This is a genomic window from Haemophilus influenzae (assembly GCF_900475755.1).
In the GTDB taxonomy this organism is placed as follows: Bacteria; Pseudomonadota; Gammaproteobacteria; order Enterobacterales; family Pasteurellaceae; genus Haemophilus; species Haemophilus influenzae_D.
Genome location: NZ_LS483411.1, coordinates 1,384,435 through 1,407,358 on the forward strand (window position 1 = coordinate 1,384,435; position 22,924 = coordinate 1,407,358).

At 38.5% G+C, this 22,924-nt stretch carries 21 protein-coding genes and 1 tRNA gene; 9 read left to right on the forward strand and 13 right to left on the reverse strand.

Going from position 1 to position 22,924, the window contains the following annotated elements; all coding sequences use genetic code 11:
* Positions 1-48 precede the first annotated feature (48 nt).
* Positions 49-789, reverse strand: a complete 741-nt coding sequence (locus tag DQN24_RS06770; protein ID WP_111695587.1) for a hypothetical protein — start codon at positions 787-789, stop codon at positions 49-51.
* Between the two features lie 45 nt (positions 790-834).
* On the opposite strand from DQN24_RS06770, the gene yfaE reads away from it, so the two are divergent.
* Positions 835-1,083 carry a class I ribonucleotide reductase maintenance protein YfaE gene (gene yfaE, locus DQN24_RS06775; protein WP_021035161.1) on the forward strand — a complete coding sequence of 83 codons (249 nt, stop codon included), beginning with the start codon at positions 835-837 and terminating at the stop codon, positions 1,081-1,083.
* Here yfaE and dapB read toward each other — a convergent pair.
* The 6 genes from dapB to ribE form a co-directional block, all read right to left on the reverse strand.
* Positions 1,078-1,890, reverse strand: coding sequence for a 4-hydroxy-tetrahydrodipicolinate reductase (gene dapB / locus DQN24_RS06780; RefSeq protein ID WP_005660315.1), 813 nt, complete (start codon positions 1,888-1,890; stop codon positions 1,078-1,080). The two genes, yfaE and dapB, sit on opposite strands and share 6 nt — an antisense overlap.
* A 16-nt stretch (positions 1,891-1,906) precedes the next feature.
* The gene (locus tag DQN24_RS06785; protein ID WP_005660313.1) at positions 1,907-2,536 is read right to left on the reverse strand and encodes a LysE family transporter; all 630 of its coding nucleotides are present in this window, start codon (positions 2,534-2,536) and stop codon (positions 1,907-1,909) included.
* Positions 2,536-3,027, reverse strand: coding sequence for a phosphatidylglycerophosphatase A (locus DQN24_RS06790; protein WP_005660311.1), 492 nt, complete (start codon positions 3,025-3,027; stop codon positions 2,536-2,538). Before DQN24_RS06790 ends, DQN24_RS06785 begins: the two co-directional genes overlap by 1 nt.
* Complete coding sequence (gene thiL / locus DQN24_RS06795; RefSeq protein WP_005660309.1) at positions 3,024-4,010, reverse strand: thiamine-phosphate kinase; 987 nt, start codon at positions 4,008-4,010, stop codon at positions 3,024-3,026. The genes DQN24_RS06790 and thiL overlap by 4 nt, the downstream gene beginning before the upstream one ends.
* 66 nt (positions 4,011-4,076) lie before the next feature.
* Positions 4,077-4,511 (reverse strand): transcription antitermination factor NusB, encoded by a 435-nt coding sequence (nusB, locus tag DQN24_RS06800; RefSeq protein WP_005660308.1) that lies wholly within the window; start codon positions 4,509-4,511, stop codon positions 4,077-4,079.
* A 3-nt stretch (positions 4,512-4,514) separates the two neighbouring features.
* The gene (gene ribE, locus DQN24_RS06805) at positions 4,515-4,988 is read right to left on the reverse strand and encodes a 6,7-dimethyl-8-ribityllumazine synthase (RefSeq protein ID WP_005628657.1); all 474 of its coding nucleotides are present in this window, start codon (positions 4,986-4,988) and stop codon (positions 4,515-4,517) included.
* A 226-nt stretch (positions 4,989-5,214) separates the two neighbouring features.
* On the opposite strand from ribE, the gene asnS reads away from it, so the two are divergent.
* From asnS to DQN24_RS06820, 3 genes are all read left to right on the forward strand, one after another.
* On the forward strand, positions 5,215-6,618 hold the full coding sequence (asnS, locus tag DQN24_RS06810) for an asparagine--tRNA ligase (RefSeq protein WP_005660305.1): 1,404 nt from the start codon (positions 5,215-5,217) through the stop codon (positions 6,616-6,618).
* A gap of 75 nt (positions 6,619-6,693) precedes the next feature.
* Positions 6,694-7,389, forward strand: a complete 696-nt coding sequence (gene can, locus DQN24_RS06815) for a carbonate dehydratase (protein WP_111695588.1) — start codon at positions 6,694-6,696, stop codon at positions 7,387-7,389.
* A 334-nt stretch (positions 7,390-7,723) separates the two neighbouring features.
* Positions 7,724-8,185 (forward strand): YbhB/YbcL family Raf kinase inhibitor-like protein, encoded by a 462-nt coding sequence (locus DQN24_RS06820; protein WP_021035156.1) that lies wholly within the window; start codon positions 7,724-7,726, stop codon positions 8,183-8,185.
* A 366-nt stretch (positions 8,186-8,551) separates the two neighbouring features.
* Here the strand turns inward: DQN24_RS06820 and infB are convergent, their stop codons facing one another.
* The 5 genes from infB to hldE form a co-directional block, all read right to left on the reverse strand.
* Positions 8,552-11,086: a translation initiation factor IF-2 gene (gene infB / locus DQN24_RS06825; protein ID WP_111695589.1), complete on the reverse strand. Its 2,535-nt coding sequence runs from the start codon at positions 11,084-11,086 to the stop codon at positions 8,552-8,554.
* Positions 11,087-11,097: 11 nt separating this feature from the next.
* On the reverse strand, positions 11,098-12,588 hold the full coding sequence (gene nusA, locus DQN24_RS06830) for a transcription termination factor NusA (protein ID WP_021035153.1): 1,491 nt from the start codon (positions 12,586-12,588) through the stop codon (positions 11,098-11,100).
* 16 nt (positions 12,589-12,604) lie between these two features.
* Positions 12,605-13,060, reverse strand: a complete 456-nt coding sequence (gene rimP / locus DQN24_RS06835; protein ID WP_021035152.1) for a ribosome maturation factor RimP — start codon at positions 13,058-13,060, stop codon at positions 12,605-12,607.
* A 222-nt stretch (positions 13,061-13,282) separates the two neighbouring features.
* Positions 13,283-13,359 (reverse strand) — tRNA-Met (locus DQN24_RS06840).
* A 185-nt stretch (positions 13,360-13,544) separates the two neighbouring features.
* Complete coding sequence (gene hldE / locus DQN24_RS06845) at positions 13,545-14,975, reverse strand: bifunctional D-glycero-beta-D-manno-heptose-7-phosphate kinase/D-glycero-beta-D-manno-heptose 1-phosphate adenylyltransferase HldE (RefSeq protein WP_021035151.1); 1,431 nt, start codon at positions 14,973-14,975, stop codon at positions 13,545-13,547.
* A 97-nt stretch (positions 14,976-15,072) separates the two neighbouring features.
* On the opposite strand from hldE, the gene htrB reads away from it, so the two are divergent.
* The 4 genes from htrB to gltS all read left to right on the forward strand — a co-directional run bounded on the left by htrB (position 15,073) and on the right by gltS (position 21,546).
* Entirely contained in the window at positions 15,073-16,008 is a 936-nt protein-coding gene (gene htrB / locus DQN24_RS06850; protein ID WP_021035150.1) for a lipid A biosynthesis lauroyl acyltransferase HtrB, read from the forward strand.
* Between the two features lie 73 nt (positions 16,009-16,081).
* Positions 16,082-17,980 (forward strand): DNA topoisomerase IV subunit B, encoded by a 1,899-nt coding sequence (parE, locus tag DQN24_RS06855; RefSeq protein ID WP_021035149.1) that lies wholly within the window; start codon positions 16,082-16,084, stop codon positions 17,978-17,980.
* A 66-nt stretch (positions 17,981-18,046) separates the two neighbouring features.
* Complete coding sequence (parC, locus tag DQN24_RS06860) at positions 18,047-20,290, forward strand: DNA topoisomerase IV subunit A (RefSeq protein WP_021035148.1); 2,244 nt, start codon at positions 18,047-18,049, stop codon at positions 20,288-20,290.
* A 41-nt stretch (positions 20,291-20,331) separates the two neighbouring features.
* Positions 20,332-21,546, forward strand: coding sequence for a sodium/glutamate symporter (gltS, locus tag DQN24_RS06865; RefSeq protein WP_021035147.1), 1,215 nt, complete (start codon positions 20,332-20,334; stop codon positions 21,544-21,546).
* 37 nt (positions 21,547-21,583) lie between these two features.
* Here gltS and DQN24_RS06870 read toward each other — a convergent pair whose 3' ends face one another.
* Entirely contained in the window at positions 21,584-22,492 is a 909-nt protein-coding gene (locus DQN24_RS06870) for a RimK family alpha-L-glutamate ligase (RefSeq protein WP_021035146.1), read from the reverse strand.
* Positions 22,493-22,608: 116 nt separating this feature from the next.
* Here DQN24_RS06870 and DQN24_RS06875 point away from each other — a divergent pair, with 116 nt between their 5' ends.
* A complete protein-coding gene (locus DQN24_RS06875) occupies positions 22,609-22,872 on the forward strand; it encodes a GrxA family glutaredoxin (protein WP_005650929.1) in 264 nt (87 codons plus the stop codon).
* Positions 22,873-22,924 lie beyond the last annotated feature (52 nt).

Sequence of the window (22,924 nt, forward strand, 5' to 3'; positions counted from 1 at the left end):
ATCAAAAATAAAAATGGAATAACCTTATCGCTATTCCATTTTTTCTTGTTACCAACAAAATCGTTCATTCACAAAATTTTCTGACCGCTCTTTTTGCCATTTTTCTTTATTTTTTGGATTAGCAAAAAAACGTGCTTGTTCCTGTAAACGTTGAACTAATTTTGTTTCTGCTTCTTTTAACGCTTTTTGACGATCTGCAAATTTTGAGGGCAATGCTGGTAAGAAAATCACTTCATAAGGATGCGTAATTGTCCATTTCACCGCATTTTCGGCAGCACGACTTTGTTTATCAAAATTACAAAACGCATAAGCATTAACAAACTGCCCTACAACATGACTAAACCCTGTATTATCCTCTACCGTTTGTTTTGGTAAATCCAACACGTAAAGTGCGGTAATCAAACGATTTTGTCCACGATAAAACCAAGTAACCGCTTCATCTCTTAAGCCAAAATCGTAAGCCCGAGCAGATAATGTGAACATTGTGATTGGGGAAATACGAGCTGGATTTTCTTCTACAAATTTTACCGCACTTTCATAACCTTTTAGCGTATTTTCACGTAGCATAGGATCAATTTCTTTATGTACAAATACATTTTCTGCTTTTCCATTTTCCGCCGAATAATAAGGTTTAATATAAACATCCACTGTCTTCACGGGTTCTTTGCTAATAGAACTACAAGCCGTAATAAGAAGTGCGGTTATAAAACATAGCATTTTAAAAATAGGAATTTTGGCAAAATTCAAGCAAATCCACTGACTAAGTGAAGTTTTTATCAATAATTTCATATTTTCCTTATATAATGGTACGACAAATTTCAACATATCGTTATTATGAAAATCCACCTTATCCGCCATAACACCACATTAGAATTTAATAATGAAACAAGTTTACTCGATCATCTCGAGAAAAATAATATTCATCATGAATATCAATGCCGTAATGGCTATTGTGGTTCTTGTCGTGTGAAGATCAAAAAAGGCAAGGTGTCTTATAAAGAAATGCCTCTTGCCTTTCTACAACCCGATGAAATTCTACTTTGTTGCTGTCAAGTAGAAAGCGATATTGAACTTGATTTATAAATTATTTAAATCCAACACATCCGTCATATCAAATAAGCCATTTGCTTTATTTTCCAGCCATTTACCAGCACGCACTGCACCATTAGCGAAAGTCATACGGCTTGATGCTTTATGGGAAATTTCTACACGCTCGCCAATATCAGCAAACCAAACAGTGTGTTCCCCCACCACATCCGAAGCACGAATAGTTGAAAAACCAATTTCATCACGTTTACGTTCGCCTGTAATTCCTTCACGGCAGAACACTCCGTGAGTTTTTAAATCACGACCTAAAGTTTTCGCGATATGTTCGCCCATTGAAAGTGCGGTGCCAGAAGGTGCGTCCACTTTGTGGCGATGATGCACTTCGATCACTTCAATATCGCAATAATCCCCCATCACTTTTGCCGCTTTTTCTAAAAGCTTGAAGACTAAATTCACACCAACACTGAAATTTGATGCAAACACAATAGCAATTTTATCTGAAGCTGCTTTAATCGCCGCTTTACCATTTTCATCAAAACCTGTTGTACCGATCACCATTTTTTTATTATTCGCTACGCAAAATACAATATGCTCAAGGGTACCTTCTGGTCGAGTAAAATCAATTAATAAATCGAATTTATCTTTTTGGCTTTCAAGATCGTCTAAAACTATTACACCAATTTGACCAATGCCCGCCAATTCTCCCGCATCTGTTCCGACTAAAGATGATCCTTTGCGTTCAAAAGCTGCACCTAGTTCTACGCCTTCCGCAGAATGAACCGCTTGAATTAATTGACGCCCCATTCTTCCGCCAGCACCAGCGATTGCAATTTTTAATGTCATGTTACTTCCTTTTTTATTAATGAATTATTTCGTTGATGCCATTATAGACAAGCACACAACCAAAAAATAAAAATACAATACCTGCCATATTATCAATATAACGACTGTATTGACTGTATAAACGCTTGGCAATATTACGTGAAAAAATCAATGAAATCACATAAAAATAACAAAATGTTTCTACCACAATCACTGCAAAAGCCAAGATAATTTGCCACATTTCAGTGATATTCACTAAAACAAGCGACATCACGCTACTAAAATACACCACGACTTTTGCATTAGATAAATTCACTAAAAGTCCTTTCAAAATTTCTTTTTTAATCGTGGTTTGCTGATTAAATTCAGTATCAGAGTGCGGTTCAAATTGAGCGTGTTTTTTACTGCGAGCCATTAAAAAACCGAGATATGCTAGGTAACTACCGCCTAGCAACATAATAACACCATGTAATGCAGGAATAGTAACGAACAACACCGCCAATCCCAACATTGAAAGCATTGCCCAAAAAGCGATGCCAAGCGTTATACCTAAAATGCCACAAACTGTATTACGACGAGAGTTACTTGCCGCCATCCGACTTACATAAAAGAAATCAGGGCCTGGCGTCATTAAGCCAAATAAATGCACAATGATTAAATTCAGCATCACAACATCCAATACTGAATTGCAAATACGACAATCACCGCATAAATTGCCGCTAATACATCATCGACCATAATACCAAAACCACTTTCGAGTTTTTCGTCAAAATAACGAATTGGGAACGGTTTTAAAATATCAAAAAAGCGGAATAGCACAAAAGCAGACACAATCCATTGCCAAGATAATGACGGGATCGCCGCTAATACAATAAATACACCAATAAATTCATCCCAGACGATAGAACCATGATCATGCACACCCATATCTGCTGTGGTTTTTTGACAAAGGTAGCAACCGAGTAGAAAACAAAGTGCGGTAAAAATTAAAAAGGTTTTTACGCCTAATAAGGAAAGTAAAATCACGCCTAAAATTGTTCCAGCCAAACTCCCCCAAGTGCCGGGAGCAGGATGAATTAAGCCTGAGCCAAAACCAACGGCAAGCAAATGAATAGGATTTAAAAGAGAGATTTTTTTAAGAGGATTATTTTCTGTCATTTTGATTCCTTAAAATGATCGAACCCACTTGAAAAAGTTATATACACAGGTTTTCCATCACGTAAAAAACGAGGCGAAAAGTCACCGCACTTTTCAGTGATTTGACCAATTCGAGTACAAGACACGTTCAGTTTTTTCAAGCGTAATTCTAATTCATCTTTATATTCGGGCGGTATGGTAAAACAAAGTTCATAATCTTCTCCGCCAGTTAAGGCAAATTGTTCCGCTTGAACGCGATCATATTTATGCAAAATCGCTGATGAAAGAGGTAATGAAGAAAATTCAACTTCGGCACTACATTGGCTTCGTTCAAGAATATGCCCTAAATCAGAGATTAACCCATCGGAAAGATCAATGGCTGCATGGGCAATATCAATTAACACCCGTCCAAGTTCAATTCTAGGTGTGGGTCTAAGATGACGTTGTTGCAAAAAAACATCATCAGAATCAACCGCACTTTTGCCCGATAAAATTTGCGTTAAACCTGCTGCGCTATCGCCTAAGGTGCCTGAAACATAAATTAAATCGCCGATTTGTGCTTTATGCCGACAAATTCCTTTGTCTTTTTCGACAAAGCCTTGTGCCGTAATCGTAATAGACAAATTACCTTTTGTAGTATCGCCACCAATTAATGTGACGTTGTATTGTTTTAATGTATGCAATAAACTTTGACTAAATGTTGAAAGCCAATTTTCATCTACATTTGGCAAAGTTAATGCCAGAGAAACCCATTTTGGCAAAGCCCCCATTGCAGCAAGATCACTTAAATTTGTTGCAACGGCTTTGTAAGCTAAATCTTCAGGAGAAATGCTTGGTAAAAAATGCGTATTTTCCACCATTGTATCCGTCGTAATGGCAAGCTGATAATTCTCAGGAATAGAAACCAGCGCACAATCGTCGCCAATAGACAATTGAACGGAATCATCAACTAATATTTGTTGCTGAAAATATCCTTTAATTAAATCAAATTCACCCATTGCCATTTTTCACCTATCTTATTAAAGAAAAGGCACGCGTTAAAAACGCGCGCCATTTTCAGTTTAAAAGGATTATTTACGCCCTAATGCTGGTGCGATTTTATCAAGTACGCCATTGATATATTTATGGCTTTCATCTGCACCGAAGACTTTTGCCACTTCAATCGCTTCATTGATAACCACTTTATATGGCACATCTAACTCGAAGCGCAATTCATAAACGGCTAAACGCAAAATTGCCGTTTCAATAGGATCAAGCTCATCAAAAGCGCGGTCAGTATAAGGCGAAATTGAAAAATCAACGGTTTCAATATTTTCTACTGTTTGACGAAATAATTTACGGAAGTAAGGTTTATCTACCCCATCCATATCTTGATCTAACACAAAGGCTAATTCCACTTGTTCTACAGTATTGCCGGATACTGCCCAAGAATACAAGGCTTGAACAGTACATTCACGCGCACGACGACGAGCAGAAGGCTTTTTCACTTGTTTTTGTTCTGTCATCATTTATGCCGCATCAATTTGTTGAATAAGATTAACCATTTCAAGTGCGGTTAAGGCTGCTTCTGCACCTTTATTACCTGCTTTAGTGCCAGCACGTTCAATTGCTTGCTCAATATTTTCTGTGGTTAATACGCCAAAAGCGACTGGGATTTCAGCATCCATTGCAACTTTTCCTAAACCGCTGCTTGCTTCCCCTGCTACATATTCAAAGTGTGCTGTACCACCACGGATAACTGTACCTAATGCCACAATCGCATCAAATTTTTTACTTTCGGCTAAACGACGAGCAACTAATGGCAATTCATAGGCACCAGGAGCACGCACGATAGTGATATTTTCATCTTTCACTTGACCGATACGTTTTAATGCATCAATTGCGCCTTCTAATAAACTTTCATTAATAAAACTGTTAAAACGAGCAATTGCTACTGCAACTTTTGCATTAGGTGCTGCGACTGAGCCTTCTAAAACTTTCATATTTTTTCCTATTATTAGCCATAATGATTTTGGCTCGGGATTTTAGCACAAAATCGCATATATTCAATATTAATAAGGCTTTACCCCATTTTATTTGAGGTATGTTTTTAAGACTATTTTAGTGTTCATAGACCGCACCAATACTATATTTTTATGGAAAATTTCCTTTATTAAGGTAAACTATCAGCCGTTTTGTGTGAATTAAATTTAGTTACAGAGGTTTAATATGTCTAAAGTGGCATCGATTGTTGATGTATTACGAGGAAAAGTGGCGATTGGCGAAACCGTCACTGTGCGTGGTTGGGTACGTACCCGTCGCGATTCTAAAGCAGGCTTATCTTTCTTAGCAGTTTATGACGGTTCTTGCTTTGATCCAATTCAAGCGATTATTAATAACGATATTGAAAATTACGAAAACGAAATTTTACGTTTAACAACAGGCTGTTCTGTCATTGTAACAGGTAAAATCGTTGAATCTCCTGCAGAAGGACAAGCGGTTGAATTACAAGCAGAAAAAGTGGAAGTGACAGGGTTTGTTGAAGATCCAGATACTTACCCAATGGCAGCAAAACGCCACTCTATTGAATATTTACGCGAAGTGGCTCACTTGCGTCCTCGCACTAATATTATTGGTGCTGTCGCACGTGTTCGCCATTGTTTATCTCAAGCAATTCACCGTTTCTTCCATGAGCAAGGCTTCTACTGGGTGGCAACTCCATTAATTACTGCATCAGATACTGAAGGTGCAGGTGAAATGTTCCGTGTTTCAACGCTTGATTTAGAAAATCTTCCACGTGGTGAAAATGGAAAAGTTGATTTCAGCCAAGATTTCTTCGGTAAAGAATCATTTTTAACGGTTTCAGGTCAGTTAAACGGCGAAACCTATGCTTGTGCATTAAGCAAAATTTATACTTTCGGCCCAACATTCCGTGCGGAAAACTCGAATACTACCCGTCACTTAGCTGAATTCTGGATGGTTGAACCTGAAGTTGCATTTGCAACGTTAGAGGATAACGCAAAACTTGCAGAAGATATGTTGAAATACGTATTCCGTGCAGTATTAGCAGAGCGTAAAGACGACTTACAATTCTTTGAAAAACATGTAGATAAAGATGTTATTACGCGTCTAGAAAACTTTGTAAACTCAGATTTTGCACAAATTGACTATACTGATGCCATTGATGTGTTATTAAAATCTGGTAAGAAATTTGAATTCCCTGTTTCTTGGGGTATCGATCTTTCTTCTGAACACGAACGTTTCTTGGCGGAAGAATATTTCAAATCACCGGTTGTGGTGAAAAACTATCCAAAAGACATTAAAGCATTCTATATGCGTTTAAATGACGATGGAAAAACGGTGGCAGCAATGGACGTGTTAGCACCGGGAATTGGTGAAATCATCGGTGGTTCACAACGTGAAGAACGTTTAGAGGTGCTTGATAAACGTATGGAAGAAATGGGATTAAATCCAGATGATTATTGGTGGTATCGCGATCTTCGTAAATATGGTAGCGTTCCACATTCTGGTTTTGGTCTTGGTTTTGAACGCTTAATCGTCTATGTAACTGGCGTGCAAAATATTCGTGATGTGATTCCATTCCCACGCGCGCCAAGAAATGCGAATTTCTAATTAAATTTAACGTTAATATTGACCGCACTTACGCCAAAGTGCGGTCAATTTTTTCAGAATTTTAAGGAAAGCAAAATGGATAAAATTAAACAACTCTTTGCCAACAATTACAGTTGGGCGCAAAGAATGAAGGAAGAAAATTCAACTTACTTCAAAGAACTTGCGGATCATCAAACGCCACATTACCTTTGGATTGGTTGCTCTGATAGCCGTGTGCCCGCTGAGAAATTGACAAATCTTGAACCAGGCGAGCTTTTTGTTCACCGTAATGTTGCTAACCAAGTAATTCACACAGATTTTAATTGCCTTTCTGTTGTGCAATATGCCGTCGATGTACTTAAAATCGAACATATTATTATCTGTGGTCACACCAACTGCGGAGGAATTCACGCTGCTATGACAGATAAAGATTTAGGGCTTATCAACAACTGGCTTCTTCATATTCGCGATATTTGGTTTAAACACGGACATCTTCTCGGTAAACTTTCCCCAGAAAAACGTGCCGATATGCTAACTAAAATTAACGTAGCGGAACAGGTTTACAATCTAGGGCGTACATCAATTGTAAAAAGCGCTTGGGAACGCGGACAAAAACTCTCATTGCACGGCTGGGTATATGACGTAAATGATGGATTTTTAGTGGATCAAGGTGTAATGGCAACCAGTAGAGAAACCCTTGAAATTTCCTATCGAAACGCTATCGCTCGTTTATCAATACTTGATGAAGAAAATATTTTGAAAAAAGATCATATTGAACCAACAGCAAATTGATACTCGCAATATTTCCACTAGAATTTCATTTATCTATTGTAGAATTTTATTGCTTGTAATGTCTTTTTATTGCAGCAGATTTTGTAAGTTTAGGTCGAGAAAAATGACAGTGGATAAAATAAAAAAGAAGCTAATTTTCCCGAAAATTTGCAAACAATATCATAAATAAAAACATTTGAGCGTTTTTGCACAATTTTAGTTAATAAGATTTTCTATACTGATACCTCATTTACATCAGAAAAGGGAAAATTATGAAAAAAATGATCTCAAGCGTATTTTGTTCGCTTATTGCTGGTACAGCTTGTGCAAAAACTCATCTGTTTTTAGCATTAATGTGCCAGATTTACCTAAACACGGATTTCACGCTAAAAACTTGTTAAGTGCCGATTATGGTTTTGGTTGCAATGGAGGAAATCTGTCACCAGCGATTTCTTGGGCGAATGCCCCGAAAGGGACGAAAAGTTTTGTAGTAACGATCTATGATAAAGATGCACCAACAGGCATTGGCTGGATGCATTGGATAGTTACAAATATTCCTGCAAATACGACCGCTCTTCCTGAAGGCATTAAAGCTGATGGTACTAATTTACCACAAGGTGCGCTGCAAACCCACACTGATTTTGGCGTGCCAGGATTTGGCGGAGCTTGTCCACCCGAAGGACAAAAACATCGTTATGAAATTAAAGTCACAGCAGTAAGTCTAGAAACCTTGCCAAATGTGACGGCAGATACACCAGCTTGGATAATTTTCTCTCCATTTATCCAACGCAAAATTTTTCTACCACGCCTAACCTAAATAACGGCAGGTTGCGTAAAATAGGATTTATCTAGTTTCAATTTATGTCTTTGTATAATGGTATTTTTTTCAGCAAGATTAGGACGAATGGGCATAAAAATTCCTTGTAAAAGTGCGGTCATTTTAAGTAATTTTTTATGAGTGTTCTAAATTATGCTAAACTCTCTCCCAATTTTTAAATGAAGGATCATTTAGAATAATCTGCTACCTATACAGATAAAATTATCGTTCAGTTATGTAATCAAATAATAGATGGAGAAGATTGCGAAGAATTTAACTGATTTATAGCTTTTGATATGATTATTTATAATAAAAAGAGCAGTTAAAAATTATGATATTTTTAACCGCCCTTTGTTTTGTTAAAGGTTAGATTGAACGCTTAACCTCAACCACTTCAAACACCTCGATTTGGTCGCCGACTTTTACATCGTTGTAGTTTTTCACGCCGATACCACATTCCATACCGTTACGAACTTCAGATACATCATCTTTGAAACGACGAAGAGATTCTAATTCCCCTTCAAAGATAACGACGTTGTCACGTAATACACGGATTGGGTTGTTACGTTTCACTACCCCCTCGGTTACCATACAACCTGCGATTGCACCAAATTTCGGATGACGGAATACATCACGAACTTCAGCTAAGCCAATAATTTCTTGTTTAAATTCAGGCTCTAACATACCGCTCATTGCTGCTTTAATTTCATTCAACAATTCATAAATGATTGAGTAATAATGTAAATCAATGTTTTCTGCCTCAATGACACGACGAGCTGTTGCATCCGCACGAACATTAAAGCCAACAATGATGGCATTAGATGCTGCCGCTAAAGTTGCATCAGTTTCAGTAATACCACCTACACCTGAACCAACAACTTTAACTTTTACTTCATTAGTAGAAAGTTCATTTAATGCTTGAACAATCGCTTCTACGGAGCCTTGTACGTCCGCTTTCACAATGACGTTCAATTCAGCCACATCGCCTTCAGACATATTGCTAAACATATTTTCAAGTTTCGCTTTTTGCTGGCGAGCTAATTTCACTTCACGGAATTTACCTTGACGATATAACGCCACTTCACGTGCTTTTTTCTCATCACGTACAACGGTTGCTTCATCCCCCGCTGCAGGCACACCTGAAAGACCTAATAATTCAACTGGAATTGAAGGACCAGCTTCATCAACTTCTTTTCCGTTTTCATCACGCATTGCTCGTACACGGCCGTATTCAAAACCACAAAGTACGATGTCACCTTTACGTAGTGTACCTGATTGCACCAAGATAGTTGCCACAGGCCCTCGACCTTTATCCAAGTAAGATTCAATGACTACACCACTTGCCATACCGTCTTTTACAGCAGTCAATTCAAGCACTTCTGATTGAAGTAGGATAGCATCTAATAAATCATCAACCCCTGTACCTTTCTTCGCAGATACTGGGACAAATTGCACATCGCCACCGAATTTTTCAGAAATGACATCATGTTGTAATAATTCTTGCTCAACACGGTCTGGATTTGCTTCTGGTTTATCAATTTTATTTACTGCAACCACTAAAGGCGCACCTGCTGCTTTTGCGTGTTGAATCGCTTCGATAGTTTGAGGCATCACACCATCATCGGCCGCAACAACAAGAACAACAATATCTGTTGCTTTTGCACCACGCGCACGCATAGAAGTAAAGGCAGCATGTCCTGGAGTATCCAAGAAAGTGATCATTTTGCCATCATCCATTTCTACGTGATACGCACCGATATGTTGGGTAATACCACCTGCTTCGCCTGCAGCCACTTTCGCTTTACGAATATAGTCTAGTAAAGAAGTTTTACCGTGATCAACGTGTCCCATAATAGTTACAACTGGCGCACGCGTTACTTTTTCTGCGTTTACATCACGATCGCCTAATACTGCTTCTTCAAGCTCATTTTCATTGCGAAGAATCACTTTATGACCAAGTTCTTCCGCTACTAATTGAGCGGTTTCTTGATCGATAACTTGGTTGATGGTGACCATTTCACCCATTTTCATCATCACTTTAATGATTTCTGTCGCTTTCACCGACATTTTGTTCGCAAGTTCTGCAACGGTAATGGTTTCGCCAATCACAACATCTGCTTTTACTACTTGAACTGGTTTAGTAAAAGCTTGTTGAAGTGCGGTGCCTTTTTTTCCATTTTTACCTTTACCAAACTTAGCATCTTTTTGATTTTTACGATTAGATTCGCGCTCGTTTTTCGAGTTTTTGCTATTTTCATCGTCACGACCGCCTTTTTTTGCTTTTGCTACTTTATTTTTACCTCGACCACGATTTTCATTACGACGATCTTCTTCATCTTCTGCTTCAAGTGCATATCTTGAACTTAAATTGTAATCAGAATAGTCTTCTGAAGAAGATTCATTGTCTGAATCATCTGCTTCAGCATAACGTTTAGCTTCTTCTGCTGCACGACGAGCTTGTTCTTCTGCTTTTTGACGAGCCACTTCTTCAGCTTTACGACGAAGTTCAGCTTCTTCTGCTTTACGTTTCTCTTTTTCAGGATCAACAAATTTAGCTTTAGAATCTACCGCACTTTTTGCTGGCTTAGCGGTTTCTGCTTTCGCTTTTTCAGCTTTTGATTTTTCATCAGCTTCTTTCTTAGTTGCCGCTTTTTCAGCTTCTAAACGAGCTTTTTCTTCTGCCGCTTTTTGTTCAGCAATTTTTTTCGCTTCCGCTTCTTGCTGTGCTTTTAATTTTGCTTCTTCTTGTTGAGCAATATCGGTTTTTACTGTGCGTTTTTTACGTACTTCTACTTGTACAGCTTTACTTTTTCCACTCGTTGTTGTACCACTCACTGTAGTTTTTGTTCTGCGTTGAATGCTTAATTTTTTTGGCACATCAGCCTTTACATCTTCAGTCATTACAGCTCTCCTTATTCTTCTTCGCCAAACCAACAAATATTACGTGCAGCCATAATTAAATCTGCGGCCTCTTCTGCGGTTAATTCTTCAATATCAGTTAAATCATCAACGCCTTGTTCTGCGAGTTCTTCAAGGGTGGTAATTTGTTTTTCTGCTAGTTTGATCGCAACGTGACGATTCATTCCCTCTAAATTCAATAAACGATCTTCAACATTCGCTTTTTTCAGAGCTTCTTCTTCAGCTACTGCTGCGGCTGTAATCGCATTTTTAGCACGGGTTTGAAGTTCTTCAACAAGATCTTCATCTTCTAAACCATCAATTGCTGTCAATTCATTCATTGGCACATAAGCAATTTCTTCTAAACTTGTGAAACCTTCTTCCACAAGGATTTGAGCAAATTCTTCATCAAGTTCTAAGGCATTCATAAATAAGTTTAACACTTTGTTATCTTCTGCTTGATGTTTTGTGTTTAACTCATCGGTCGTCATTACGTTTAGTGTCCAACCCGTTAATTGTGTTGCTAAACGCACGTTTTGACCATTACGACCAATTGCTTGCGCAAGGTTAGCTGCTTCAACGGCAATATCCATAGAATGATTATCTTCATCAACAATAATAGAAGACACATCCGCAGGTGCCATTGCATTGATCACAAATTGCGCTGGATTATCATCCCAAAGTACAATATCAACTCGTTCACCGCCAAGTTCATTGGTAATTGCCTGAACACGTGCACCACGCATTCCTACACAAGCACCAACAGGATCGATACGTTTATCATTTGATTTTACCGCGATTTTAGCACGAGAACCCGCATCACGAGCTGCACCACGAATTTCAATCATTTCTTCGCCAATTTCAGGCACTTCAATACGGAATAATTCGATCAACATTTCTGGTTTAGAACGTGTCACAAATAATTGTGCAGTTTTGCCTTCAGGATTCACTTTATAAAGTACCCCACGAACACGATCTCCCGGACGGAAGTTTTCACGTGGTAACATATCTTCACGTGCAATCATCGCTTCCGCTTTATTGCCAAGGTCTAAAATAATACTGTCTCGACTTACTTTTTTTACGGTGCCTGTTACAATTTTTCCTTCTTCTTCACGAAATTGTTCAACCACTTTTGCACGTTCAGCTTCACGAATTTTAGTGCTAATAACTTGACGTGCCGTTTGCATTGCAATACGGTCAAACGCAATAGATTCAATTTGATCTTCTACATACTCTCCAAGTTGCAAATTTGGATCATCAAATTGCGCCGCTTCCAAAGTAATTTCCTTCGTTGGTACTTTTACTTCATCTACGACTAACCAACGGCGAAAAGTATCAAATTCCCCTGTTTTTGGATTAATTGAAACGCGAATATCCGTTTCATATTCAAACTTCTTCTTAGTAGAAATCGCAATCGCACTCTCCAATGCTTCAAAAATTTTCTCACGTGGTAATAATTTTTCATTGGATACAGCTTCTGCCGCCAGTAAAATTTCTTTACTCATTTCTCTTTTTCTCCTTTTAAAATTTTGCAACAACATTCGCTTTTTGAATGTTTCCGAAGACTAAAATTTGTTCTTGATCATCAACGATTAAAGTAATCATATCCTTTTCAATACGCTCTAACTTACCTTGCCATTTACGGCGTTCCATCACTGGAATTCGCAAATGTACTGCGATATCTTGCCCAATATAACGTTCAAATTGTAGTAAGGTAAATAGCGGACGATCTAAACCTGGTGACGACACTTCTAGATTGTATTTATCCGCAATTGGATCTTCCACGTCTAAAATTGCGCTCACTTGACGACTTACATCAGCACAATCATCAACCGTCACACCATCATCTTTATCTATAAATAAACGCACCGTCATAAAACGCCCCGCACGCTGACACTCAATTCCCCACAATTCACAGCCTAAATCCTCTACCGCATCTTGTAGCATTTCTTGTAAATTTTGTTCTAACGTAGCCAATTTCTACTCCTATATAAGGTGCAATTCATCGCACTATATCATAACCTTATGAAACCTTATCCTAAACAATACTTATCTCCTCTATTTTAGTAATAGTAAGAAGATAGTTTATTAAATCTCAGGCATAAAAAAAGGGTTAGGTTCATAAGAACCTAAGCCCAGTTACTAAATTTCTTATAGAAAAAAACCCCAAAACTGGGGTTCTTTTACTGAACTTATTATTGGTTGCGGGGGCTGGATTTGAACCAACGACCTTCGGGTTATGAGCCCGACGAGCTACCAAGCTGCTCCACCCCGCGTCCGAAATATGTGCGACATTATAGTGATAAAAATTTAATATGCAAGGAATTTTGTAAAATCATTGGGATAACAATTTAATAAAATTAACAATATATCTCCTAAAAGTAATCTTTTTTATATAAAAGAAAATACTGGTTAGAAAAATTTATATCATTAACACAAATTAAAATAGTCAATATAAATTCTAATTATTCAATAATTTAATTTTCTCAATCACGTTTGTTGTTGAACAACCATTTTCAAAGTTTAGCACTTTAACATCGCCACCGTTTGCCCAAACTTCTTTTGAGCCAGCAATCTCTTCGGGTTTGTAATCTCCGCCTTTGACTAAAAGATCTGGTAGAATGTCACCGATTAAACGCTGTGGTGTGTCTTCGATGAATGGCACCAACCAGTCCACAGATGCCAAACCAGCCAATACCGCCATACGAGTTTCAAGATTGTTAATTGGGCGATTTTCGCCTTTTAAGCGTTTAACAGAATCGTCGCTATTTACTGCGACAATTAAACGATCGCCTAATTTACGTGCATTTTCTAAATAAGAAACATGGCCTGGATGCAAAATATCGAAACAGCCATTAGTCATCACAATTTTTTCACCACGCGCTTTCGCTTGTGCGACTGCATCTTTTAATTCTGCTTCGCTCATAATGCCAAATCCCGTTTCAGGACGAGCATGAATCGCATTTTCAAGTTCCACGGTCGAAACCGTTGAAGTACCCAATTTACCCACCACAACTCCTGCGGCAACATTGGCTAAATAACAAGATTCTTCGAAAGAACGTCCATCTGCTAATGCGGTTGCTAATACACTAATGACAGTATCACCGGCTCCCGTCACATCAAATACTTCTTTTGCGACAGTTGGCAAATGATAAGGCTCTTGATTTGGGCGTAATAATGTCATTCCTTTTTCAGAACGCGTCACCAAAAGTGCGGTTAATTCAATATCAGAAATTAATTTTAAACCTTTTTCAATAATCTCTTCTTCTGTATTGCATTTGCCCACAACGGCTTCAAACTCAGACATATTTGGTGTCAATAATGTCGCACCACGATAACGTTCAAAATCAGTTCCCTTTGGATCGATTAACACAGGCACATTTGCTTTGCGTGCAATTTGAATCATTTTTTGAACATCTTTAAGCGTGCCTTTGCCGTAATCAGAAAGAATCAAAGCACCGTAATTTTTTACCGCACTTTCTAACTTCGCTAATAAATCCTTGCAATCTACATTATTGAAATCTTCTTCAAAATCAAGGCGGAGCAGCTGTTGATGACGAGATAAAATACGTAATTTAGTAATGGTTGGATGAGTCTCTAATGCAACAAAATTACAATCGATTTTTTGTTTTTCTAATAAGTAGGAAAGTGCAGAACCAGTTTCATCTTGTCCAATCAATCCCATTAACTGAACGGGTACATTGAGTGAAGCAATATTCATTGCCACATTTGCTGCACCACCCGCGCGCTCTTCATTTTCTTGTACACGAACCACTGGCACTGGCGCTTCTGGTGAAATACGGTTGGTTGCACCGAACCAATAACGATCAAGCATCACGTCACCTAATACGAGTACTTTTGCTTGCTTAAATTCTGCTGAATATTGAGCCATTTTAAAATCTCTCTAATTTGAATAACCAAAATTGTGGCGATTTTACCACAACTCAAATTTACGATAAACTACGCCCCTAACTTACGTGGAAAGAACAATGAAAAACGAAAAACTCCCTCAATTTCAACCGCACTTTTTAGCCCCAAAATACTGGCTGTTTTGGCTAGGTGTGGCAATTTGGCGAAGTATTTTATGTCTTCCCTATCCTATTTTGCGCCATATTGGTAATAGTCTCGGTTGGCTGTTTTCACATTTAAAAGTGGGTAAACGTCGAGCTGCCATTGCACGCCGTAATCTTGAACTTTGTTTCCCTGATATGCCTGAAAACGAACGTGAGACGATTTTACAAGAAAATCTTCGTTCGGTAGGCATGGCAATTATCGAAACAGGTATGGCTTGGTTTTGGTCGGATTTACGTATCAAAAAATGGTCAAAAGTTGAAGGCTTACATTATCTAAAAGAAAATCAAAAAGATGGAATTGTTCTCGTCGGCGTTCATTTCTTAACGCTAGAACTTGGCGCACGTATTCTTGGTTTGCATCATCCTGGCATTGGCGTTTATCGTCCAAATGATAATCCTTTACTTGATTGGCTACAAACACGAGGTCGTTTACGCTCTAATAAAGATATGCTTGATCGTAAAGATTTGCGTGGAATGATCAAAGCTTTACGCAATGAAGAAACCATTTGGTATGCGCCTGATCACGATTACGGCAGAAAAAATGCCGTTTTTGTACCATTTTTTGCTATGCCCGATGCTTGCACAACCACTGGTAGTTATTATTTATTGAAATCCTCACAAAATAGCAAAGTGATTCCATTTGCGCCATTACGCAATAAAAATGGCTCAGGCTATACCGTGAGCATTTCAGCACCTGTTGATTTTACGAATTTACAAGATGAAACGGCGATTGCTGCGCGAATGAATCAAATCGTTGAAAAGGAAATAATGAAGGACATAACGATATACATGTGGCTACATCGTCGTTTTAAAACACGCCCCGATGAAAATACGCCTAGTTTATACGATTAAAAGTGCGGTCGAATATCACCGCACTTTTTGATAGAATTTTCTCAAATTTAAAAAATTAACGACTCATCTAACCATGACAACCAATTATTCAGCTCAAGAAATTACCGTTCTTAAAGATCTCGAGCCGGTGCAAATTCGCCCTGGTATGTATACAGACACCACTCGTCCTAATCATTTAGCACAAGAAGTTATTGATAACAGTGTGGATGAAGCCCTTGCAGGTTTTGCCACAAAAATTGAAGTAATTTTACACCCCGATCAATCCATTGAAGTCACAGACAATGGTCGCGGAATGCCTGTGGATATTCATCCTACAGAAGGCGTTTCTGGCGTAGAAGTAATCCTGACTAAACTGCATGCGGGTGGTAAATTCTCCAATAAAAATTATGAATTTGCAGGTGGTTTACACGGTGTGGGGATTTCTGTGGTGAATGCACTTTCTGAACGTGTGGATATTCAAGTCAAACGTAATGGGGAAGTGTATAAAATTGCCTTTGAAAACGGCAGTAAAGTAGAAGAATTGGAAGTTATCGGGACTTGTGGCAGACGCACAACGGGAACAACCGTTCACTTCAAACCGAATCCAAAATATTTTGACAGTGCAAAATTTTCCGTTAGCCGCTTACGCCATTTGTTAAGAGCGAAAGCGGTACTCTGCTCAGGGCTTGAAATCAAATTCATTGATAAAGTAAACAATACTCAAGACATTTGGTTATATGAAGATGGGCTTTCCGATTACCTTATCGAAGCAGTAAATGGCTTTGAAACCCTTCCCGAAAAACCATTTGTTGGCGAATTTAAAGGAACAAATGAAGCGGTTAGCTGGGCATTACTTTGGTTGCCAGAAGGTGGCGAACTGATTGGCGAAAGCTATGTAAACTTAATTCCGACTATTCAAGGTGGAACACATGTTAATGGTCTAAGACAAGGTTTATTAGATGCCATTCGTGAATTTTGCGAATTTAGAAATCTATTACCACGCGGGGTAAAACTTACCGCTGATGATATTTGGGATCATTGTTCTTACATTCTTTCCCTTAAAATGCAAGATGCGCAATTCGCAGGGCAAACTAAAGAACGCTTATCATCACGCCAAAGTGCGGTGTTTGTCAGCGGTGTTTTAAAAGATGCGTTCAGTTTATGGCTAAACCAAAATGTACAAGACGCTGAAAAATTAGCAGAAATTGCCATTAGTTCTGCACAACGCCGATTACGTGCGGCCAAAAAAGTCGTACGTAAAAAACTTGTTAGCGGCCCAGCATTACCAGGAAAATTAGCAGATTGCGGCTCACAGGATTTAGAAAAAACAGAATTATTTTTAGTGGAAGGCGACTCTGCGGGCGGTTCGGCAAAACAAGCGCGTGATCGCGAATATCAAGCGATTTTGCCGTTACGTGGGAAAATCTTAAACACATGGGAAGTTTCCCCTGATCAAGTATTAGGTTCAACAGAAATTCACGATATCGCCGTGGCTCTAGGCATCGACCCTGACAGCAATGATTTATCACAACTTCGCTACGGTAAAGTGTGCATTCTCGCCGATGCTGACTCCGATGGACTTCACATTGCCACCCTACTCTGCGCCCTGTTCTTACGCCATTTTCCAAAATTGGTACAAGACGGTCACGTTTATGTGGCTATGCCACCACTTTATCGTATTGACTTAAATAAAGAAGTCTTCTACGCATTAGATGAAAGTGAAAAAGAGGCGATTTTAGAACGGTTGAAAAATAAAAAAGGTAAACCGAATGTTCAACGTTTTAAAGGTTTAGGTGAAATGAACCCATCACAATTGCGTGAAACAACAATGGATCCTAATACTCGTCGCCTTGTTCAATTAACTTATGATTTAGGGGAAGATCAAGGCTCAGATACATTAGAACTGATGGATATGTTATTAGCGAAAAAACGTTCCGAAGACCGTAAAAATTGGTTGCAAGCGAAAGGCGATCAGGTTGATTTATCTGTTTAGACTAAATTAATCTCCGCAAATCCGAATTTTAATAAATTAAAAATATATCAATTAACAGAAACAAAAATGACAAATATCAACTATGAAGGCATTGAGCAAATGCCTCTACGTACTTTCACTGAAAAGGCTTATCTCAACTATTCTATGTATGTCATCATGGATCGTGCGCTGCCTTTTATCGGCGATGGTTTAAAACCCGTTCAACGCCGTATTGTATATGCGATGTCTGAACTTGGCTTAAATGCCACAGCAAAATACAAAAAATCAGCCCGTACCGTCGGTGATGTACTCGGTAAATTCCATCCACATGGCGACAGTGCTTGTTATGAAGCCATGGTATTAATGGCGCAACCTTTCTCTTATCGTTATCCTCTGGTAGATGGTCAAGGTAACTGGGGCGCGCCAGATGATCCAAAATCTTTCGCTGCAATGCGTTATACGGAATCACGCCTCTCTAAAATCGCTGAAATCTTGCTGAGTGAACTAGGACAAGGAACAGTAGATTATCAACCAAACTTTGATGGAACATTGGCTGAACCGCAATATTTACCCGCTCGTTTACCTCACATTTTATTGAACGGAACAACAGGTATTGCAGTGGGTATGGCGACAGATATTCCACCGCACAACATTAATGAAATTGCTGATGCGGCAGTGATGTTGTTAGATAATCCGAAAGCAGGATTAGATGATGTACTTGAAATTGTTCAAGGCCCAGATTTTCCAACAGAAGCGGAAATTATTTCGCCCAAATCAGAAATTCGTAAAATTTATGAGCAAGGTCGTGGCTCAATAAAAATGCGTTCAACTTGGAAAAAAGAAGACGGAGAGATCATTATTTCTGCGCTTCCACATCAATCTTCGCCATCCAAAGTCATTGCACAAATAGCCGAACAAATGACGGCAAAAAAACTGCCAATGCTAGAAGATATTCGAGATGAAGCCGATCACGAAAACCCAATTAGAATTGTACTAGTCCCTCGCTCAAATCGCGTCGATACTGATGCCTTAATGGCACATTTATTTGCGACTACAGATCTTGAAAAAAGCTACCGTGTAAATATGAATATGATTGGGCTTGATCATAAACCAGCGGTAAAAGGCTTATTAGAAATCTTAAATGAATGGCTCACTTTCCGTCGCACAACCGTCACTCGCCGTCTTCAATACCGTTTGGATAAAGTACTCTCTCGCTTACATATTTTAGAAGGTTTAATGATAGCTTTTTTAAATATTGATGAGGTTATCGAAATTATACGTCACGAAGATGATCCAAAAGCAGAGCTTATGGCACGCTTTAATTTAAGCGATGAACAAGCCGATGCAATTTTAAATTTACGCTTACGTCATTTAGCGAAATTAGAAGAAAACCAGCTCAAAGCTGAACAAGATGAACTTGAAAAAGAGCGGTTAAATTTAGAAGCAATTTTAGGATCAGAACGCCGTTTGAATACGCTTATCAAAAAAGAAATTCAAGAAGATGCGAAAAAATATGCGAGTCCACGTATGTCTCAACTGGTCGAACGTGAAGAAGCCAAAATGATCTCTGAAAGTGAGATGACGCCAGCAGAACCAGTTACTGTCATCTTATCAGAAATGGGCTGGGTACGTTGTGCAAAAGGACACGATATCGATCCTAAATCATTAAACTACAAAGCTGGCGATAGCTATCGGGCTCACGCTTGTGGCAAGAGTAATCAAGCCGTTGTATTCATTGATAGTACGGGGCGGAGTTATGCACTCGATCCGCTTTCCTTGCCTTCCGCCCGCTCCCAAGGCGAACCTCTCACAGGAAAACTCAATTTACCAGCTGGTGCGACCATTGAATATGTTGTAATGGCAGGCGAACAACAAGAATTATTGATGGCTTCTGATGCGGGATATGGTTTTATTTGTAAATTTGAAGATTTAATTGCACGTAACAAGGCTGGAAAAGCCTTGATTTCTTTACCAGAAAATGCCAAAGTGTTGAAGCCTAAAAAACTGATAAATTCTACCGCATTTGTTGTCGCGATCACATCAGCAGGCAGAATGTTGATTTTTCCAGCACAAGATTTACCGGTATTATCAAAAGGTAAAGGCAATAAAATTATCACTATTCCCGCAGCGAATGCAAAAGATCGTAGCGAACTATTGACAAAATTATTGCTTATTTCAGATCAAGCAAGTCTTGAATTTTATTCTGGAAAACGAAAAATTGTATTAAAACCAGAAGATCTGCAAAAGTTCCGCGCAGAACGAGGCAGAAAAGGTTCGACATTACCACGTGGATTACATACCAATCTTGAAATTATGGTAGTCGAGCCGTAACACAACACATCACTTAAACATAACTTAGGGAGATCCAATTTATGAGCTATACTTTTAGCACGTATGAAACCCTTGCATTAGCAAGCTTAGTTTTGCTATTGGGCTATTTTTTGGTTAAACGCATTAATGTATTAAAAACATTTAACATTCCAGAGCCAGTTGTTGGCGGCTTTATTGTTGCCATTGGTCTTTTAATTTGGCACAAAATTGATGGAACATCCTTTAACTTCGATAAAAATCTACAAACCACAATGATGTTAGTGTTTTTTACTTCTATCGGTTTAAGTGCCAACTTTTCCCGTCTAATTAAAGGCGGAAAGCCACTCGTTGTATTTCTATTCATTGCTGCATTATTAATCTTCGGACAAAACGTTATTGGCATTGCAAGTTCAATGGCATTAGGAATCCATCCCGCTTATGGTTTACTTGCAGGTTCTGTAACCTTAACAGGTGGTCACGGCACTGGAGCTGCTTGGGCGGATACATTTGCACATCAATTTAATCTACAAGGTGCAACTGAAATTGCCATTGCCTGTGCAACTTTCGGTTTAGTATTCGGTGGTATCATCGGTGGTCCTGTCGCTCGTTTCTTATTAAATCGCCAAAAACAAGGCGAAAATCCTGAAAATGATGAAGTTGATGACATTCAAGAAGCATTTGAACACCCAACTTATAAACGTAAAATTACTGCACGTTCATTAATTGAAACAATTGCAATGATTTCAGTATGTTTATTAATTGGTCAATATTTAGATGTACAAACAAAAGGTACTGCACTCCAATTACCAACTTTCGTATGGTGTTTATTCACTGGTGTTATTGTCCGCAATATTTTAAGCAACATTTTCCGTTTCCAAGTAGCAGAATCCGCTATTGACGTATTAGGTAGCGTAGGCTTATCCATCTTTTTAGCAATTGCTTTAATGTCATTAAGACTTTGGGAACTTGCAGGTTTAGCAATTGATGTATTAATTGTTCTTGCTATTCAAGTCGCATTTATGGCTACCTTTGCAATCTTCATTACTTATCGAGCAATGGGTAAAGATTACGATGCCGTCGTATTAAGTGCTGGACACTGTGGTTTTGGTTTAGGCGCAACCCCAACAGCAATCGCTAATATGCAAGCTGTTACCAGCCGTTTTGGACCATCACACAAAGCATTTTTAATCGTTCCAATGGTCGGTGCATTCTTTATCGACTTAATCAACGCAGCATTATTGAAAGTCTCATTTGCCGTTGTAAATATGCTCGCGTAAAGTGCGGTTGAAATTTACAATATTTTAAAAAATGCCTTTATCTTAAATTGATAAAGGCATTTATTTCAATATAATCAATTATTTCAGCTGCAATATCAACCCCACTTGTTTTTTCAATCATTTCTAAGCCTGGACTTGCATTTACCTCTAAAACCAATAATCCATTTTTTGAACGAATTAAATCCACACCAGCCACATCTAAACCGATGGCTTTTGTTGCTCTAATGGCTATCTGTTTCTCGTCATCGCTTAGTATAATTTTTTCAGTTTTTCCACCACGATGACAATTCGCTCGAAACTCGCCATCTTGTCCGATTCGTTGCATCGTTGCTACAACTTGATCACCAATCACAAAACAACGAATATCCGCATTGCCCGCTTCTTCGATAAAATCTTGCTGCAACATAGATATATTAGTTTGCTTAAAAGCTTCCATAATGCTCACCGCACTTTGTGGCTTTTCAGCTAAAATTACCCCAATTCCTTGTGAACCATTTAGCATTTTTAAAATTGTCGGCGAACTGATATGAGCTATCGTCGCCTGAGCTTGCATTTCACTGCCACTTAAAAGTGAATTGGGAACTGGAACACCTGCATTCAACAACAGTTGCAAACTTTTCCATTTATCACGTGCATTTAAAAATGCCTGAGATGAATTTAAACAAAAAGTCCCTTTGCCTTCAAAATGCTGTAAGACTGAGCATCCCATTTGTGTACTTGTTGTGCCAAATCGAGGCAAAACAGCATCATAATCAGGCAATAAATAAGGTTTAGACCCTGAATTTTCTTGATAAAAAATCTGAAAGTGCGGTGGATTTTGTGAGAGTTTTAAGAGGCAACGATTCGGATCTAAAATATCCATCTCATGCCCTTGACGTTTAGCAGCTTCTTTTAAGCGTTGGCAACTATAAAGACGAGGTTCACGGCAAAGCATTAATAATTTCATAACATTTAATTTATTATCTACGATGTTCCGTATATTACACGAATAAAAACACTTTATGTAGACGATAAAAATCAGGTAGAATTGCCTGGAATGTTTAACTCAAAAAAGGAAATCTTATGTTCGTTGTTATTTTTGGTCGTCCTGGCTGCCCTTACTGTGTGCGTGCAAAAAACCTTGCTGAAAAATTAAAAGGCGAAGTTGCTGATTTTGGCTATCGTTATGTGGATATTCATGCAGAAGGCATTACTAAAGAAGATTTATCAAAATCAGTTGGTAAACCAGTAGAAACCGTACCACAAATCTTTATTGATGAAAAACCAATTGGTGGTTGCACTGACTTTGAAGCATTAATGAAAGAACAATTTGGTATCGTTGCTTAATTTTTCTTTTAATTTACAAAAAAGCCACTTTCAATCGAAAGTGGCTTTTTCA